14 protein-coding genes are annotated in these 16922 nt (G+C 70.1%); 8 read left to right on the forward strand and 6 right to left on the reverse strand.

Features of this window, described 5'->3' with window-relative positions:
* Positions 1-43: 43 nt before the first annotated feature.
* From CMC5_RS04645 to CMC5_RS04655, 3 genes are all read left to right on the forward strand, one after another.
* Positions 44-616: a prolyl hydroxylase family protein gene (locus tag CMC5_RS04645; protein WP_050429281.1), complete on the forward strand. Its 573-nt coding sequence runs from the start codon at positions 44-46 to the stop codon at positions 614-616.
* A gap of 82 nt (positions 617-698) precedes the next feature.
* Positions 699-1679, forward strand: coding sequence for a diacylglycerol/lipid kinase family protein (locus CMC5_RS04650; RefSeq protein WP_050429282.1), 981 nt, complete (start codon positions 699-701; stop codon positions 1677-1679).
* 9 nt (positions 1680-1688) lie between these two features.
* Positions 1689-2534 carry a metallophosphoesterase family protein gene (locus tag CMC5_RS04655; protein ID WP_050429283.1) on the forward strand — a complete coding sequence of 282 codons (846 nt, stop codon included), beginning with the start codon at positions 1689-1691 and terminating at the stop codon, positions 2532-2534.
* Positions 2535-2585: 51 nt separating this feature from the next.
* Here the strand turns inward: CMC5_RS04655 and CMC5_RS04660 are convergent, their stop codons facing one another.
* From CMC5_RS04660 to orn, 6 genes are all read right to left on the reverse strand, one after another.
* Positions 2586-4676, reverse strand: a complete 2091-nt coding sequence (locus CMC5_RS04660) for a S9 family peptidase (RefSeq protein WP_156338204.1) — start codon at positions 4674-4676, stop codon at positions 2586-2588.
* An 11-nt stretch (positions 4677-4687) separates the two neighbouring features.
* The gene (locus CMC5_RS04665) at positions 4688-6988 is read right to left on the reverse strand and encodes an ATP-binding domain-containing protein (protein ID WP_050429285.1); all 2301 of its coding nucleotides are present in this window, start codon (positions 6986-6988) and stop codon (positions 4688-4690) included.
* A gap of 125 nt (positions 6989-7113) precedes the next feature.
* Positions 7114-8004, reverse strand: coding sequence for a hypothetical protein (locus CMC5_RS04670; protein ID WP_050429286.1), 891 nt, complete (start codon positions 8002-8004; stop codon positions 7114-7116).
* 202 nt (positions 8005-8206) lie between these two features.
* Positions 8207-9871 (reverse strand): serine/threonine-protein kinase, encoded by a 1665-nt coding sequence (locus CMC5_RS04675; RefSeq protein ID WP_050429287.1) that lies wholly within the window; start codon positions 9869-9871, stop codon positions 8207-8209.
* Between the two features lie 24 nt (positions 9872-9895).
* Positions 9896-10591, reverse strand: coding sequence for a glutathione S-transferase N-terminal domain-containing protein (locus CMC5_RS04680; protein ID WP_050429288.1), 696 nt, complete (start codon positions 10589-10591; stop codon positions 9896-9898).
* On the reverse strand, positions 10588-11175 hold the full coding sequence (orn, locus tag CMC5_RS04685) for an oligoribonuclease (protein ID WP_050435714.1): 588 nt from the start codon (positions 11173-11175) through the stop codon (positions 10588-10590). Before orn ends, CMC5_RS04680 begins: the two co-directional genes overlap by 4 nt.
* A gap of 74 nt (positions 11176-11249) precedes the next feature.
* Here orn and CMC5_RS04690 point away from each other — a divergent pair, with 74 nt between their 5' ends.
* The 5 genes from CMC5_RS04690 to CMC5_RS43985 all read left to right on the forward strand — a co-directional run bounded on the left by CMC5_RS04690 (position 11250) and on the right by CMC5_RS43985 (position 16824).
* Complete coding sequence (locus CMC5_RS04690) at positions 11250-12266, forward strand: cation diffusion facilitator family transporter (protein WP_050429289.1); 1017 nt, start codon at positions 11250-11252, stop codon at positions 12264-12266.
* Positions 12267-12390: 124 nt separating this feature from the next.
* The gene (locus CMC5_RS04695) at positions 12391-13092 is read left to right on the forward strand and encodes a (2Fe-2S)-binding protein (RefSeq protein WP_245678296.1); all 702 of its coding nucleotides are present in this window, start codon (positions 12391-12393) and stop codon (positions 13090-13092) included.
* Positions 13093-13094: 2 nt separating this feature from the next.
* Positions 13095-15506 carry a xanthine dehydrogenase family protein molybdopterin-binding subunit gene (locus tag CMC5_RS04700; RefSeq protein ID WP_050429290.1) on the forward strand — a complete coding sequence of 804 codons (2412 nt, stop codon included), beginning with the start codon at positions 13095-13097 and terminating at the stop codon, positions 15504-15506.
* The gene (locus tag CMC5_RS04705; protein WP_050429291.1) at positions 15503-16480 is read left to right on the forward strand and encodes an FAD binding domain-containing protein; all 978 of its coding nucleotides are present in this window, start codon (positions 15503-15505) and stop codon (positions 16478-16480) included. Before CMC5_RS04700 ends, CMC5_RS04705 begins: the two co-directional genes overlap by 4 nt.
* A complete protein-coding gene (locus tag CMC5_RS43985; RefSeq protein WP_050429292.1) occupies positions 16477-16824 on the forward strand; it encodes a hypothetical protein in 348 nt (115 codons plus the stop codon). The genes CMC5_RS04705 and CMC5_RS43985 overlap by 4 nt, the downstream gene beginning before the upstream one ends.
* The last annotated feature ends 98 nt before the right edge of the window (positions 16825-16922 follow it).

Below are 16922 nucleotides of genomic sequence, written 5' to 3' on the forward strand. Positions count from 1 at the left end.
GCTGCCCTGGAGGATCCGGCAGGCGTCGCGCCATCGTCCACGCATGACCTCCATCGAGAAGCAGGCTCTGCAAGGCGATCGGCTCTTCACCCTGTCCCCCGTGCTCTCCGCTGCGGAGTGCGACCAGCTCATCCAGCAGGCCGAGGGCGTGGGTTTCGCCGAGGCACCCATCACCGTGGGGCCCAACAAGTTCCGGATGGCGCCCGAGGTGCGCAACAACCTCCGGGTGATGCAAGACTCCCCGCGCGACGCGGCCTGGCTCTGGAAGCGCATCGAGCCCCTGGTGCCCCCAGCGTACGGGGACCTCTACGCCATCGGGCTGAACGAGCGGTTCCGCTACTACCGCTACGAGGTGGGACAGTTCTTCGACTGGCACCGTGACGGCGCCTTCGTGCGCTCCAGCGCGGAGCGCAGCATGCTCACGGTGCTCTTCTACCTGAACGAGGATTTCGGCGGAGGCAGCACCGACTTCTACGACTGCGACGGTGATCTCCGCGTCACCCCTCGGCGAGGCGCGGCGCTGCTGTTCATCCATCACCTCTCGCACCGGGGCGCGCCAGTGACCCGAGGGAGAAAGTACGTGCTGCGCTCCGATGTCATGTATGCCCGCGCCTGAGCTTCCGGGGCCTGGATCAGGGAGGGCCCGATGGACGGCGTGGTGACGTGGCGGAACATCTCTTCTCTGGAGAAGCTCTGCCATGCCCAGACCGCTGGCCATCGTGCTCAACTGCGCCGCCCGGGAACGGAGGGCCGCAGCGACCCGCTCGTGGCTCGTCGAGCGCCTGCGCGCCGAGGGGTTCGAGGTGGATCTGTTCTGCGTCGACCGAGGGGGTGACGTGATCGGGACGGCACGGCGTGCGGTGGCGCAGGGGTATCCCGCCGTCGTCGCCGCGGGCGGAGACGGCACGATCAGCGCCGTCGCTTCGGCGGTGGTGGGGACGAGCGTATGCCTGGGCGTCCTGCCTGTCGGGACCATCAACCACTTCGCACGGTCGATGGGGATCCCGGCGGACCTCTCGGCCGCGGTGAAGCTGATCGGCCAGGGGAGCACGCGTCAGGTGGACGCCGGCGAGGTCAACGGACACGTCTTCGTCAACAACTCCACGTTCGGGCTCCACCCGAGCGTCGTCCGCTACCGGGACGAGCTGCGGGTGCGCCGGGGGATGAACAAGTGGGTCGCCTACGCGGTGGCCACGGCGGCGCTGCTGCCGCGTCATCAAGCCCAGGAGGTGCTGATGACGACCCGAGCTGGAGCGGAGCGGCTCCAGACACCCTTCGTGTTCATCGGGAACCACGACTACCTGCTCGGTGCGTTCCTGCTCGGGATGCTACCGGCTCCAGGGCCTGGCGAGCTGGGGGTCGGCGTGGCGCAGACCGGGGGCAGGCTCGGCCTGGTGCGCTTGCTCGGGGCCGCGGCGCTGGGACGGCTCCATGCGGCGCGGGAGTTCGCGCATTTCAGGAGCCCCGAGATCCGGATGGACGTGGAGGCGCGCCGGGTTTTGGTCGCCCTCGACGGCGAGGTCGTGGAGCTGACGCCACCGCTTCGTTATCGCTCGCTGCCAGGGGCGCTGCGGGTCATCACCCCCGAGCGGGCCGCCGTCATCCAGGGGGTCGAAGCCCAGGACGTCGAGACCGACTCGCGCTCATGGCCTGCGACCATCGCTCCGATGAGCGGGTAGGGACTTCTCATGCGCACGATCCTTCACCTCTCCGATCTGCACTTCGGCCGTGTCGATCTGGCCCTCCTCGAACCGCTGCGCGCGGTCGCGCGAGAGGTCGTGCCGGACCTGGTGGTCGTGTCGGGGGATCTGACGCAGCGAGCGCTGTCGAAGGAGTTCGTGGCAGCTCGCGCCTTTCTCCAGTCGCTCCCCTCGCCGCAGGTGGTGGTACCGGGCAACCACGACGTGCCCCTCTACGATCTGTTCTCTCGCTTCTTTCGCGGGCTCCGTCGTTACCGGCGATACATCACCGACGATCTCGCGCCCTTCTGGTGCGATGAGCGGGTGGCGGTGATGGGCATCAACACGGCGCGCTCGCTCACGATCAAGGACGGGCGCGTGAGCCGTGAGCAGATCGCGGCGGTGAAGGCGCGCATGTGCGGGCTGAGCGACGACATGATCAAGATCCTGGTGACCCACCATCCGTTCGACCTCCCGGAAGGGTCCCACCACAAGAAGCTCGTCGGGCGCGCCCACGAGGCCATGGCGGCGTTCGACGACTGCAAGATCGACGTGATCCTGTCCGGGCACCTGCACGCGATCCACACCGGGCACTCGGCGGAGCGCTTCGACGTCGACAACCACTCCGCGCTCCTCGTGCAGGCGGGGACGGCCACCTCGACCCGGGGGCGTGGCGAGCGGAACTCGTTCAACGTACTGCGGATCGGGCACCAGCGGGTGGAGGTGGAGCGTCGGGTCTGGCATCCGGCGTCGAGGGCGTTCGCCGCGGCGTCCCGTGAGGTCTTCGAGCGCTCGGCGCGGGGCTGGGTACGGCCGCCTCCGAGCCAGGCGGCATGGATCGCCGACGACGGGTGAGTTCACGCCGGGCTCGCGGGGCCTCGGGAGTCTGTGCCTCTTCCCGGTGACTCAGTGGGCAGCGTACCAGGCGGACCAGGTGGCCCAGAGGTGAGCGCGGTGGGCTGGCTCCTGGAAGCCATGGTGCTCGCGGGGGTACGTGAGCAGCCGTGTCTCGCAGCCGATGTCGACGAGCGCGCGGTAGAGGGCGCGTCCCTGGACGGGCGGGACGCGATCGTCCTGCTCGCCGTGCAAGACCAAGGTCGGCGTGGTGACCTGGTGGAGGAAGCGCAAGGGGTTGCTGTCGGCGAACTTCTCGGGCTGCTTCCAGGGGTTGCCGAGGAACTCCCACTCCGCGGCGCTGCCATGGTTGATGTCGGAGAGCACGTACTGGCTCACGACATCGATCACGCCAGCGCCGACCACCGCGGCGCGGTAGCGGCGGGTGTGCCCGATGGTCCAGGCGGTGATGTAGCCGCCCCAGGACCAGCCGCCGTAGTAGAGCCGCTGGGGATCGGCGCGTCCGGCGGCGATCAGCGCGTCGACGCCGCTCTCGATGTCGGTGAACTCGATCGCGCCGAGCTTGCCCCGGTTGGCGGCGTAGAAGGCGTGCCCGTAGCCGAAGCTGCCACGGTAGTTGGGGCGAAACACCGAGTAGCCGCGCGCCGCGAAGTAACGCGCGAACGCGTCGAACCGATCCTGGCTCACGGCGTCGGGACCACCGTGTGGGGCGACGAGCAAGGGCGCGGACCCCGTGCCGGCGTGAGGAGAGACCGTGAGGATGCCCTCGATCTCCACGTTGTCGGCCGTCTTCCAGCGGAAGGTCTCGGTCTTCACGGGGGACCAGCCGTCGGTGTGTTGACCTTGCGGCAGGACCACGTCGAGCGCGCCCGTCTTGAGATCGACGAGGGTCGGCGCGAAGTAGTCGTTGGGCGTCGAGCTGAGCACGGCGGCCCATCGCCCCGCCTGATCCGTGAGGAGCGGGGGTTCGAGGAGCCGCGAGGTCGCGCCGAGCTGGGTGCTGCGACCCCCTCTGGCGGGGACGCGCACCAGCTTGGTCCCCGTGCGTTCGCTGATGAGCAGGGTGAGGTGCTTTCCCTCGTCGGACCAGGCGAAGCCGGCGAGCGTGGTGTCGATCCCCTCGGTGACGTTCCAGGCACGGCCGGTGTCGACCTCGTGCACGGTGAGCGTGTTGAGCATCGAGAAGGTCTTGTCGCCGCTCTCGATGGCCACGTGGCGCCCGTCCGGAGACCACGCGAGCGTGCCGAGCGGGCGTGACTCCTTGGTGAGCTCGCGGACGGTGGTCCCCTCGGTGGAGATGACCCGCGCCGTCTGGTGGGACGAGGCATCGTAGGGGTCGGACGTGGGCGAGGTGACGAGGGCGAACCGCTGGCCGCTCGGGGACCAGCGGAAGCCGAGGACGTGCGCGGTCCCCTGGGTGATCTGGCGCGGCGTACCGCCTCGCTCGACGACCCAGAGCTGGGAGGAACGAAAGCGGGTCGCCTCGTCGATGACGCCTCCGTTCCGCCAGCGGGCCTCCTTCTCGGCGGCCGTGAGCGACGGTGGCGCGGTGAACGCGATGAAGCGGCCGTCGGGCGAGAACGCGTAATTCTCTGGCATGAGGTCGCCCAGATCGACGACCTCGGCTTCGCCTCCGTGCAGCGGCAAGAGGTGAAGGGCGGGCCGTTGCTTGTGGGCGCGTACGAAGGCGATGGCGCGGCCGTCCGGAGACCAGCGCAGGTTCGTCGGCGCGTCGGTGCTGTGCGTGAGCTTTCGCGGGACGCGGGTCTTGCGATCGACGATCCAGAGCTGGGCCTCGGTGGTCCAGCCAGCCAAGGTGTCGTCGTCGGAGGGCTTCGCCTTCGGGTCGAGTCGAGGCTTGCGCTGCACGTAGGCGAGCTGCTGCCCGTCGGGCGAGAGGGCAAAGCCGCGGATCTCGGGGAGCGATGCGATGTGATGGGCGCGCGGCAGCGTCTCGGAGTGGGACTCCTCGAGGAGTTGCGGTGCGGGGGCGGGCTCAGGCGGCTCGGCCGAGGCGTCGAGGAACGACGGCGGCGCCGGTGCAGGGGTCATCATGGCCGAGGGGTGTGCGGGGGGGGTCGTCGGCGCCGTGCCGCAACCGACGAGAGAAGCCAGGAGCCAGGCCCGGGCGGGGGTACGCATGGCGGGCGACGCTACCACGAGGTGCAGTCCAGGCGGCTCTCCGGAACCACGCTGCGCAGGCGTGCCAGGATGGGTGAAGGGGCTCCTGGAGCGATCAGCCAGGCCTGGTGCGAGGCGCGGGTCAAGGCGACGTGCAGCATGCGCCGATGCGTGTTCGTGTCGGGATAGCTCGCGGCATCGGCGTCGGGCACCACGACCACGTCGAACTCGAGTCCCTTCACCTGGCCGATCTCGGTCACCTCGATCCCTGGAGCGAAGGCGAAGTCTCCGTCGAGGACCAGGCGCGCCGAGAGGACGCGGGCGAGCACCTCGTGCGCTGCGCGTGCCGTCGTCGCATCGTGGGCGATCACCGCGATGGCGGCGCGCGGCTCGCGGTGCACGAGATCACGCAAGGCCTCGGTGAGGGCGACGGCGGCGTGGCCTTCGCTCGGTACCCTCGTCAGGAGCACTGGCGGGCCTTCGCGTGTCACCCGCGGCAAGGTCTTCGGGGCATCCTCGCCAAGGACGGCGTGGGACACCTCGACGATGGGGCGCGGGCAGCGGTACGAGGTCTCCAGGTGGGTGGGGGTGGCGTCGATGCCCAGCGCGCCGACCACGGCGTCCCAGGACGCGAAGTGGCTGGTCTGGTCGATGCGCTGTGCCGCGTCGCCAGCCACGGTGGCGCTGCCACCTGCGAGGGCGCGGCCGAGGACGCGCAGCTCGATGGGCGCGAATTCCTGGGCCTCGTCCAGGACGAGGTGGGTGTAGCGCGAGAGCTCTCCAGCTCGGGTCTCGGTGCGCCCCGTCTTGCGGTAGAGCAGCTCCAGCAGCAGGGCGTAGTCCTCGACGTCCACCGTGCCCGCGAGCGCGTCGGGCGTTCCTTCGTCGAGCGAGCGGCCATCGAGGGTCGCTCGGCGATCCGCATCCACGTGCGCGTACCGGACCTCGCTGGATTCGTCGAGCTGGCGGCGGGTGTGGTCGGTGACCTGCGACAGGACCAGGGGCGGTAGGTCGTCCGGCGCGACCCGCGCTGCGTGGTCGAGCAAGGCGCGGTCGCCGACGAGCTTTCGAAGGTCACCGCGGACGCGGGTGAGCTTCTTGCGTTCCTCCCGGAAGGCCTGCTCCAGCAAGCGACGCCGGGTGGGTGGCGTCTCGGGCACGAGCTCCTGCTCGGCGAGCCGCAAGCGATCGTCCAGGATGGGCTCGGTGCGGCGCGTGATGGCCGCGTCGATGGCGCCGCGGCCCACGAGGAGGCGGTCGAGGCGAGCGCCGATCTCGCGCGCGGTGGCGTCGAGGAACGCGTCGATGGCCAGGGTGAGCGCCGGGTGCCGCTTGACGCGGCGGACGCCGAACGGCGCCTCCTCGGACTCGCCCGGGAGCCTGGGAAAGAGCCGGCGCGCCTCGCCTCGGATCCAGCCGTCGAAGGTCCGCACCGCCACCTGCTCCATGCCCAGGTCCGCCAGCATGCGGCGAGCGAGGTGCAGCAAGCCCTCCTCGGGAACGATCACGAGCAGGCTCGCCGGGTCGAACCGATCGGGCTGCTCTCGGACGATCGCCGCCACGCGGTGGAGCGCCACCGTCGTCTTGCCGCAGCCAGCCGCCCCGAGGACGAGGAGCGGCTCGCGCGGATCACGCCGGAGCAGTGCCCGCTGGGTGTCGTCGAGCAGCGACGCGAGCCTGGGGCCTCCCTCCACGCGCGTCGGAAGCTCCGCGGCGAGCGCCTGACCAGCGGCGCGGGACAGGGTCGGGATCAGTGTGCCCGGCTCGAAGCGCCATCCCGCGTTCCCTCGTCGGAGCGTCCCTCCAGGCACGCTCACCGCGGTGAGGACGTTGCGCTCGAAGGACACCAGGTGCCGGCGCTCCAGAACGCCCTCCACGGTGCGGCCGTCGACGTCGATCTCGTAGTCGTCGCCAGGAAGGCAGGTGAAGAACACCTCGGCGAGCGGTGCGCGTCGGTAATCGATGAGGGAGACCCCCGCCGTGGTGTCGAGCAGGGGACGGGCGCCGAGGAGGACGTCACGCGACCTCGTTCCGACGCGCACCCGCATGTGGGCGAAGTAGGGCGCGTCGTGCTCGGTGAGCGGCTCCTCGCGCCTTCGATCCTCCCGTGCGGCGACTTCGTGGAGCTGCGCCAGCAGCGCTGGCCGGTCTTCCTCGCCCGCAGTGGCGTAGTCGTCCCGCAGCGTGATGCGCGCAGCGCGCGCGAGCGGGTCGTCACTGGCGCGCCCGCGTGCGGCCTTCATCGCCTCGCGCACGGCCCCGGCGAGGCGCTCTTGCTCGGCCACGATGACGGACTCCTCCGCCGTCAACGGACGACTCTTCGGCTCCTGCATGCGTTCCTCCCCTCCGCGGTCGATGGACCGCTGGTGAGCCGGAACCTACGGATCCCGAGAGAAGCCACAAGTCTTGATAATAATTGTGGTTTTGTTAGTATTTCGTGCAGGTCGAGCGAGCGACGTCACGGCGCCGTGGCCGCGGGGCCGCCGGGTTCACCGCTGGCGCTCACGCTTTCCACGGAGGCTGCGCTGCCGACCATGATGGGAGCGGGCAGGATCCGGGGGCGCGTCGGCTGTGCGCCACGCGCGGAGAGATCGGCGAAGGCGACCAGCTCGTGGGTCTGGGTCGAGACGCGCTTCGCCAGGGCCTTCGCCGCTGTGGCCGTGGCTTCCATCTCCAGCTCCCGGTGCGAACGTTCGGCGCCGATCATGAACGACTTCTGCTCCACCTGCATGGGCTCCACGACGGAGAACAGGATCGTCCCGGTGCGCACGTCGAGCAGGTCCACCTGGGAGAGGCCGCGGCTCTTCACGGTGACGCCGGGCGCGACGAACATTCCGATCAGCGTCGGGTACAGGAACGCCCAGCCGTTGAGGTGTGACGCGTCCTCGAAGCGCTCGGAGTAGAGCAAGAGGTAACGGAGGCGGTAGCGCGCGGCGATGGTGCGCAGGCCCTCGATGCCGCCGACGTTCGGCAGCTCGGTCGAGATGTCGCTGACGTGGGAGAAGTGCGGGTGCCCGGTGAGCGCTCGGGCCAGATCGCGGGACGCGACGCTGCGGGTGGCCAGGGAGACCTGCCCCTCCGGGTCGAATGGTTGCGCGAGCGGGACCACGCCGACGCGTGCCGGGAACTGGAGATCGATCGGCGCTTCGAGCACGCGCTGGAGATCGCTCTCGGAGAGCGCGCCGGACGCATCCCGGGCATACAGCGATTGCGTCAAGATCGGTCGTGGTGCGGGCGCCTGGGCCGCGGCGGTCTGAGGCTCGGGCCGATGGGGAGCGGACGCGCTGCAGCCAGCGAGGAGCGAGAGCGCGGTGACGGCGGGCGCGAGGAAAGCGCGGGCGGTGGTCATGGCGGGCAGTTCCTTCGTCGTCGGGGGGACGCGCGAGAGAACGAGGCGGGCTGGAGGACCTTACAGGGGACGCGAGCGGTGCTCGGATCCCGGGCAGCCCCGACGCACGCTGCTCGGCAGGGGCTGCTCGGGGCTCCTCGGGGCGGAGAGGAGCGCCGTGTCGACGCGATGGGGGTCGCGAAGCGACCGCCGCGTCACGCGATCAGGAGCGTTTGCGGGAGAGGGCGCCGAGCGCCTGGGTGAAGACCTGGAAGCTCACATCGGTGAGCAGGGCGAACACGATGTGCCGGATCGTGCTGGTGGGGCGCTGCAGGTGCTCGACGGCCGCTTCGAGCAAGACGGGGGCGGCCTTCTCGATCGGGTAGCCGTAGCTCGTGCTCATGCCGGGGAAAGCCACGCTGCGCACGCCGTACTGCTCGGCGCGCTGCAGGCTCACCTCGACCACGCGGCGCAAGAGTGCGGCACACTCCGGCTCCCGGGATGCCTGGAACAGCGGCCCCACGGCGTGAATGACGTTCCGGATGGGCGCGGGGAGGCGCCCGGCGCCCGTGATCTCGGCGTTGCCCTGGGCGCAGGGACCGATGCGGGTTGCCATCTCGGCGAGCTCGGGCCCAGCGGCGCGGTGGATCGCCTGGCTCACCCCATCGAAACCGGGTGAGAGCTTCTCGTCCGCGGGGCAGACGATGGCCTCGGTGCCGAGCTTGACGATGTGACCGCGCACGAGGGAGACCCGCCCCTCTTTCACCTGGAGCTCCTGCGCTTCACGCGGCACCGGGCCGAGCCTGGAGCGAGGGCTGTCGTCGGTGACCGAAACGGCGAGCCGGCGGGACTCGGGACCACGCTCACGATCCCCGAGCGCGCTGGCGCCGAGCGCGGTGGAGAGCGGCCCGCTCATGAGGCTCCCGCCCGACCAGCTCGGTGGACCTCCCAGACCAGGTCTCGAATCAGGCGTGGGCGGCACCGAGCGCGCCGTGGGGCGAGACGAGATGCTCGCGCCCGACTCGGGTTCGGTGGCCCTCACCGTCGCTCCCGAGGCCTGCTCGAAGGTCTCCGCCAGCTCACGCGCCGACGAGAAGCGCGCCTCGGGTTGCCGTTGCAGCGCCCGCGCGATCCAGACGTCGATCGCCTCCGGAAGCCCGCGGCGCAGGGTGCTGGGACGCGCGAACGCGCTGGTCTCGACGGCGATGATCAACCCGCTCACCTGGTCGGTCCGGAAGGGCGGGCGTCCGGTGAGGGCCTCGTAGACCACCACCGACAGCGCCCACAGATCGGCCTGCTGATCCGGCTGCCGCGCGCCGTCGAGCTGCTCCGGACTCAGGTAGGAGGCGGCAGCGAGCTGGCCAGGCGTTGCGATGGAGCGGGTGCTGTCGATGCACGGCGGCCTGGCCAGGCCGAAGTCGATCACCTTGACGAACGGCTCTCCCTCCACGTCGAGCAACAGCAGCGTCTCTGGCCGGATCTCGCCATGGAACACCCCGAACCGGTGCGCTTGCCCCAGCGCCTTGGCCGCCTGGGTGACGATGCGCGTCACCTCGGTGAGCGGCCTCGGGCCGAGCCGCAGCAGCCTGCTCTGGAGCGTCTCGCCCTCGAGCAGCTCGGTCACGATGTACGGCTCGCCCTCCTCGGAGATCCCGTGGCCCAGGATCTGCGCGACGTGCGGGTTCTTGAGCTGCGCTGCCGCGCGCGCCTCCTGCCGGAAGCGCATCGACAGATCGGGATCCTTCGCCTGGCTCACATCCAGGAACTTCACGGCCACCTGCGTGCGGAGCGCTGCGTGCTCCGCCACCCAGACGCCGCTGCCCATCGCCCCTGATGTCAGAGGACGCGTGAGCCGGATGGCTTGCGTCAGTTGCTGCCCGGCCTGCATTCGGCGCCGCTCCCTCGCCCTCGCTCAGGCCGCGTAGGTCGCGTTCAGGTACGCGACGATGTCCGCCGACTCGTACAGGCTACGGTCGGTGTTGGGGTCGTGAAGCCAGGGCACCTGCATTTTTCCCCCTCGTGCGACGAAGGCCTCACGCTTCGGGCTCTTCTTGCCGACATTGTGGAGCAGGTAGGGGATTTCGAGTTCGCAAAGCTCCTCGCGCACGATCCGACAGAAGGGAGAGGCCTCGAAGCTGTAGAGCTCCAGCGGTTTCTCGGGGGCTCTGGCCGTCCGGTACACACGACCTCGGTGCAGGCGCCAGAGAGAGCTGGAGGCAGCGCGCGCCATGGTGAGTGGACCGAGCGCCAGGAGGGTCGGGACCTTGCCGGTCCCGTACTGCTCCGAGAGGTAGTGGATGATGGCATCCGACTCGTACATCTCCCGGCCCGTGTTCGGGTCGACCAGATACGGGAACTGCGCCTTGCCGCCTCTCTGTTCGACCACCTTGCGAAAGCGGGGCCCTCCGCTGGGGCAGGGGTAGATGATCGCGTCGAGGTCGAGGATGGTGAGCGCCTCACGGACCTTGCGGCAGAAGGGGCAGCGCTCGAACTCGTAGAGCTCCAGCGGCTTCTCGGGGCGCGGACCGAGCGGGCCGACGGTCAGACCGCCCGCCAGGCTGGCGAGCGTGGCGGCGAACGAGGTGGCGACGTCGAGGGTGCGGTTCATCGGGTTGGGCTCTGAGGATCGGAAGACAAGCCTGCGGGGGATTGCAGGGGAAAGATACGATCGCGGTACCAGCGCAGCTCGGCAATCGACTCCCGGATATCGTCCAGGGCGCGGTGGACCTCACGTTTCTTTGGCGCCTCGTGAGTCGGGCACCATCTCCGTACCAGCTCTTTGATCGTGGAGACATCGATGATGCGGTAGTGGAGGAACGAGAGGATCTCCGGCATTCCGCGCTGGAGAAAGGCGCGATCTTTCCAGACGGAGTTGCCGCACAGGGGGGACTTTCCCGGCTCGCAGTGCTCCGTCAGAAAGGCCAGCGTCTGGTCTCGCGCCTCGGCGAGGTTCACCGTCGAACTCCGGACCCGGTCGAGCAAACCCGACCGCGTGTGAAGGTCGCGAACGAAGTCCGTCATCGACGCGAGCGCCTCCTCGGGCTGGTGAATGACCAGGCAGGGGCCTTCGGCGACAATCTCGAGGTTCGACTCTGTAACAATCGTGGCGATCTCGACGATGGAGCACTTCTCCTCGTCCAGGCCGGTCATCTCCAGATCGACCCACACCATGCGCTGCGAACGGTCGGGCATCGTACCGAGCATAGTCTGGATCGGGCTCGGGGGGTTGCAGCGGATGCGAGGAGGCGTGAGGATGCAGGACGTCCATGCGAGACGCCCAGGGCGACCGGCGGCTGACTCTCGGTGGTCACGACCACGAAGGTGATCGTGAACACGACCATGATCATGAGCACGATGCTCACAGCCATGGTTCGGGTGAGCACGAACACCACCACCACGATCACAGCGCGACACCTCTGAAGCGGCTCGCGTGGGCCTTCGGCATCACCGCGGGCTTCATGGGCGTCGAGGCCGGCGTGGGCTGGTGGTCGGGGAGCCTCGCGCTGGTCGCGGACGCTGGCCACATGCTCGCCGATGCGGCGGCGCTCGGCTTGGCGATGATCGCGCAGCGCATCGCCGCGCGAGAGCGGACGCACGACCGCACCTTCGGTTACCGACGGGCAGAGGTGCTCGCCGCATTCGTGAACGGCATCGCGCTCGCGCTCACGGCGATCTGGGTCTTCTATGAGGCCGCGTCGCGGTGGTCCTCACCGCCGCACATTCACGCTGGTGCGGTGGCGATCACCGCGGCGGTCGGTCTGCTCGTCAACCTGCTGTCGGCCACCATCCTTTCTGCAGGGAAGGGGGGACACAACGTCAACACCCGGGCGGCGCTGGCGCACGTGATCTCCGACGCCTTGGGCTCGGTGGGGGCGCTCCTCGCGGCGGCAGCGATCCTGCTCTTCGGCTGGAACCGGGCCGATGCCTTGATCAGCGTCGGCATCGGCGCGCTGATCCTCTGGGGCGGCTGGCGGCTCGTGCGCGACACCTCCCGCGTGCTCATGGAGGGCAGCCCGGCCCAGATGGATCTGGCCGTCGTCGAGGCGACGATCCTCGACGTGGAGGGCGTCGCGGCGCTGCACGACCTGCACGTCTGGTCGATCTCCGAGGGCTTCGACGTCCTCACCGTGCACGTCGTGATCGAGCCGGGCCATCACGGGATCGAGGTCGCCGCGGCCGTGAACCGCCGGATGCGAAAGGACCACGGCCTCAGTCACTGTACGGTCCAGCCCGAGGCGCCGCGCGACGAGCGCCTCGTGACGCTGCGACGCGGCCCCGCGTGAGGCCCGGTCTCTCACCCGGGCGGCGATCCTTTCTCGCTCCTGCTCTGGCCACCTGCCGTGGAAGACCTCGGCCATGAGGGGCTGATTCGTGGACGTGACCAGCAGTCCGGCATACCCTTTTGCCGTGTCGAATGAGGGAAACGGTCGAGACGACCGGGGGTCCACGGCTGGTGGGGCGCCGGATCGAGACAACGGACAGGCGTCATCGCCCGGCGGTTCGCCCCTGTTCAGCCGGCGCAAATTTCTCGCAGGGACGAGCCTGACGGCAGCGACCTCCGCGGTCCTCGAAGCGTGCAAGCCCGCCGAGGCGCCAGGCGTGAGCCGCAAGGCCGTCGAGGTGATCGGCCCCTCTCCGATCCCCATCTCTCTCCAGATCAACGGAAAGCCCCGCACCCTCTCCGTGGAGCCTCGCGCGACGCTCGCGGATGCCCTCCGCGTCGAGCTCGGCCTGACCGGGACCAAGGTCGTGTGCGATCGCGGCGCTTGCTCGGCCTGCACCGTCTGGCTCGACGGCACCCCGGTGTGCTCGTGCATGACCTTCGCGCTCGACGCCGTGGGCCACGCCATCACCACCGTGGAAGGCCTCGCGCGAGGTGACAAGCTGCACCCCGTGCAGCAAGCCTTCGTGGAGTGCGACGCCGCCCAGTGCGGCTTCTGCACGCCGGGCATGGTGATGAGCTGCGCCGCGCTGCTTCAGCGCAACCCCTCGCCGACCCTCGACGACGTGCGAACGGCGACGAGCGGCAACCTGTGCCGCTGCGGCACGTACCCCAAGGTCTTCGAGGCCACCCTCGTCGCGGCGCGGCGCCTGGGCAAGGGGAGCTGAGCATGGCCGAGGAGAAGGGCAAGGTCACGCTCCAGACGGGTCTCGTGTTCCCGGGCGGCTCCTCTCTCGGCGAGGTGGAGCGGGTGATCCCGGCCGACGAGCCGCCGCCGTGGCCCCTGAACGACAAGCTCGCCGTCGTCGGCAAGCCCGCCCAGCGCATCGACGGCCCGCTCAAGGTGACGGGGGCCGCGACCTACACCGCCGACGTGCGCCTGCCAGGCATGCTCCACGCGCGCGTCGTCCGGTCGCCGCACCCGCACGCGAGGGTGACGAACATCGACATCAGCGGCGCCGAGCGGCACCCGGCGGCGCGCGCCGTCCACGTGCTCGATCACATGCGCGGCGGGGCCAAGCTCCGTGACCCGCGGCAAGAGATGCGCTCGAAGTACCCCGTCGTGCGCTACGTCGGTCAGCCCATCGTCGCCGTCGCGGCGGTGAGCCCGGAGGCCGCCGACGAAGTCGCGCGGCTCATCAAGGTCGAGTACGAGGTGCTGCCCTTCGTCGTCGACCTGGACGACGCGCGCAAGCCCGACGCCCCGAAGGTCTTTCCAGGCCCCACCGAGCAGCCCGCTTCCGCGGGAGGGGGCGGCGCGGTCCCGAACGTGCCCCAGCAGGGCAACGTCCGTGGCCCCACGAAGACCGGCCCCCTCGGACCGCCCCGTGGGGATGTGGAGCGCGGCTTTGCCGACGCCGACGTGATCGTCGAGGGCACCTTCCGCACGGCGGTGCAGACCCACTCGGCGCTCGAGACGCACGGCGTGGTCGCGGACTGGAAGCCCGAACTCCTCACCGTCTACGCCTCCACCCAGGGCACGAACACGGTCCGTGACGAGCTGGCCGAGGTCTTCAACCTGCCCAAGGGCAAGGTCCGGGTGATCACCGACTTCATGGGCGGCGGCTTCGGCGCCAAGTTCGGCATCGGCAACTTCGGCGTGCTCGCCGTGCACCTCTCCAGGAAGGCCAGCGCGCCCGTGCGCCTCATGCTCGACCGCAAAGAGGAGCACACCTCGGGCGGCAACCGGCCCAGCTCGGTCCAGCACCTGCGCATCGGCGCGAAGAAGGACGGCGCCCTCACCGCCATCCACCACGTCTCTCACGGGACCGGCGGCACGGCCACCGGTGCGGGCGCGGGCGCTCCGGCCAAGAACATGTACGCCTGCCCGAACATCCTCATCGAGGAGAGCGACGTGTTCACCCACGCCGGCCCCTCCGCCGCCTTCCGCGCGCCCGGGCACCCTCAGGGGGCGTTCGCCCTCGAGCAGCTCATCGACGAGCTCGCCGAGAAGCTCGGGATGGATCCGCTCGCCCTCCGGGACAAGATCGACATCGACGAGGACCTCGGCGGTCGCAACGTCGACAGCGAGGCGCGCCGCATGGAGCGCAAGATCGGCAGCCAGAAGTTCGGCTGGTCGAGGCGCAAGGCGCCGGGCTCGGACCCGGGGCCGGTGAAGCGCGGCCTCGGTATGGCGCAGGCCATCTGGTACCGCTTCGTGGACCTCGACGCGAGCTGCGAGGTGCGCATCCTCCGGGACGGCTCCGTCGAGGTGCTGTCCGCGGTGCAGGACATCGGCACCGGCATCCGCACCGTGCTCGCGCAGGTCGTGGCCGAAGAGCTCGGGCTTCAGCCGAAGGACATCACCGTCCGCATCGGCGACACCACCTACCCGACGGGCGTCCCTTCCGGCGGCAGCAGGACCACCGGCTCGATCACCCCGGCGGCGCGCAACGCAGCCCACCAGGTCCGCCGCCGGTTTCTCGCCGACGTCGCCGCCGGCATGGGCGCCAGGCCCGAGGCGCTCAGCCTGAAGGGAGGCAAGGTCCTGCTCGGGGACGACGGCGGTCGCGGCATCGCCTTCAGGGCGGCTGCCTCCAAGCTGAAGACCGAGCAGATCACCGCCACGGCCACCCGCGCCAACGACTACGGCGGCTTCGCCCCGGGGCGGCGCGGCGCAGGCATCGGCGGCTTCGGCGGCGTCCAGTTCGCAGAGGTCGCCGTCGACACCGAGACCGGCATCATCAAGGTCGAGCGCGTGGTCGCGGTGCACGACTGCGGCCGCCCCCTCAACCCCCTCGCCCTGGAGAGCCAGGTCAACGGGGGCATTCTCCAGGGCATCTCCTACGCCCTCTACGAGAACCGTGTGCTCGACCGGCGCGCGGGCGTGCAGCTCAACGCGAACCTCGAGCAGTACAAGGTGCTCGGCGCGCGCGAGGTGCCGACCATCGAGGTCGTGATCCTGGAGGAGTACCTCGGCCGCAGCTCGACGGACGCGGGCGGCATCGGCGAGCCGGCAACGGTGCCCACCGCGGCGGCGGTCGCCAACGCCGTCTACAACGCCACCGGCGTGCGGATGGTCGAGCTGCCGATGACACCGGCGCGGGTGATCGAGGCGCTGGCGAGGAAGGGATCGCGATGAACCGCTTCAGCTGGGTGAACCCTTCCTCCATCGAGGACGCCGTGGCGGCGCTGGAGCCGGGCGCGTCGATCAAGGCCGGCGGCATCGACATGATGGACCTCCTCAAGGAGGGTCTCATCGTCCCCCAGCGCCTCGTGAACCTCCGCGCCGTGGAGGGGCTCGACCAGATCGAGGAGACCTCGGACGGGCTCCACATCGGCCCCCTGGTCACCCTGGCACGTCTTGCCGCCGACCCGACGATCCAGAAGCTCCATCGCGCGCTCGCCGACGCGGCCAGCCGTGCCGCAACCCCCCAGATCCGCAACGTGGCCACGGTGGGCGGCAATCTCCTCCAGCGCCCTCGCTGCTGGTATTTCCGCAACGAGGCCTTCGTCTGCCGCAAGAAGGGGGGAGGCCGCTGCTACGCGCACGGCGGCGAGAACGCCTACCACGCCATCCTCGACAACCAGCTCTGCGCGGCCGTGCACCCCTCGGCCATGGCCACTGCACTGCTCGCCCTCGGAGCGCAGCTCGAGATCCGCGGACCCGTAGGCCAGCGCAGCGCGCCGCTGGAAGGCTTCTTCGTCGCACCGGAGGTGGACGTGATGCGCGAGAATGCGCTCGGGGACCGGGAGATCATCACCAAGATCATCCTCCCCGAGCCCCCCTCGGGCTCCGGCTCCGCCTACCTCAAGCAGGGCGAGAAAGAGTCGTTCGACTGGCCGCTGGCCGAGGTGGCGGTGATGCTGGAGCGCGAGGCGAACCGCTGCAAGCGCGCGTCGATCGTGCTGGGCGCCGCGGCCCCGGTGCCCTTTCGCGCGAAAGCTGCGGAGGACGCGCTCACCGGCAAGGTCGTGGACGAGGCGACCGCCCGCGCCGCGGCGCGGGCCGCGGTGCAAGGAGCGAAGCCGCTCGAACAGAACGCCTACAAGGTGACCATCTTCGAGGCCATCGTCCGGCGGACGATCCTCGCCGCGCACGGGAACGTGAAATGAGCCACGACGGCGGACCGACGCGACACCCTGGCCATGCCCTCCCGATCGCCCCCGAGGACACCGAGCGCGCACCGGAGGGCGTGAAGGTGCCTGGAGAACGCCAGGCCGAGCCTCCGACCGTGTGCCGGAAGCTCCGCACCAAGATGGCCTTCGGCTCGCTCCACGAAGGCACGCTCGACTGGCGCCACGGCCACTCCAGCACCGCGGTCTACTGGTGCCTGAGCACCATGGAGACGGCGGGCCCGGACGACTCGTACGCTCACCCCCACGGCTGTCGCGCGGGGCGCTCCTGCTACCTCCCGCCGCCAGGCGCCGAGCTGGACGAAGCGAACGACGTGGCTTGACCGGGGTACGGGCGCTCGCACGAGGTGTGCCGCGTGGGCCGAGCACCTCGCTGGATCACGAAGGACAGCCAACGTCGCTCGCACGAGGTGTGCCGCGC

It is taken from the genome of Chondromyces crocatus (genome assembly GCF_001189295.1).
In the GTDB taxonomy this organism is placed as follows: domain Bacteria; phylum Myxococcota_A; class Polyangia; order Polyangiales; family Polyangiaceae; genus Chondromyces; species Chondromyces crocatus.

What these genes read in the sequence shown, in the direction of transcription:
- CMC5_RS04645 (WP_050429281.1), top strand. Translation starts at nt 44, where the DNA reads ATGACCTCCATCGAGAAGCAGGCTCTGCAAGGCGATCGGCTCTTCACC.
- CMC5_RS04650 (WP_050429282.1), top strand. Translation starts at nt 699, where the DNA reads ATGCCCAGACCGCTGGCCATCGTGCTCAACTGCGCCGCCCGGGAACGG.
- CMC5_RS04655 (WP_050429283.1), top strand. Translation starts at nt 1,689, where the DNA reads ATGCGCACGATCCTTCACCTCTCCGATCTGCACTTCGGCCGTGTCGAT.
- CMC5_RS04660 (WP_156338204.1), bottom strand. Translation starts at nt 4,676, where the DNA reads ATGCGTACCCCCGCCCGGGCCTGGCTCCTGGCTTCTCTCGTCGGTTGC.
- CMC5_RS04665 (WP_050429285.1), bottom strand. Translation starts at nt 6,988, where the DNA reads ATGCAGGAGCCGAAGAGTCGTCCGTTGACGGCGGAGGAGTCCGTCATC.
- CMC5_RS04670 (WP_050429286.1), bottom strand. Translation starts at nt 8,004, where the DNA reads ATGACCACCGCCCGCGCTTTCCTCGCGCCCGCCGTCACCGCGCTCTCG.
- CMC5_RS04675 (WP_050429287.1), bottom strand. Translation starts at nt 9,871, where the DNA reads ATGCAGGCCGGGCAGCAACTGACGCAAGCCATCCGGCTCACGCGTCCT.
- CMC5_RS04680 (WP_050429288.1), bottom strand. Translation starts at nt 10,591, where the DNA reads ATGAACCGCACCCTCGACGTCGCCACCTCGTTCGCCGCCACGCTCGCC.
- orn (WP_050435714.1), bottom strand. Translation starts at nt 11,175, where the DNA reads ATGCCCGACCGTTCGCAGCGCATGGTGTGGGTCGATCTGGAGATGACC.
- CMC5_RS04690 (WP_050429289.1), top strand. Translation starts at nt 11,250, where the DNA reads ATGCGAGACGCCCAGGGCGACCGGCGGCTGACTCTCGGTGGTCACGAC.
- CMC5_RS04700 (WP_050429290.1), top strand. Translation starts at nt 13,095, where the DNA reads ATGGCCGAGGAGAAGGGCAAGGTCACGCTCCAGACGGGTCTCGTGTTC.
- CMC5_RS04705 (WP_050429291.1), top strand. Translation starts at nt 15,503, where the DNA reads ATGAACCGCTTCAGCTGGGTGAACCCTTCCTCCATCGAGGACGCCGTG.
- CMC5_RS43985 (WP_050429292.1), top strand. Translation starts at nt 16,477, where the DNA reads ATGAGCCACGACGGCGGACCGACGCGACACCCTGGCCATGCCCTCCCG.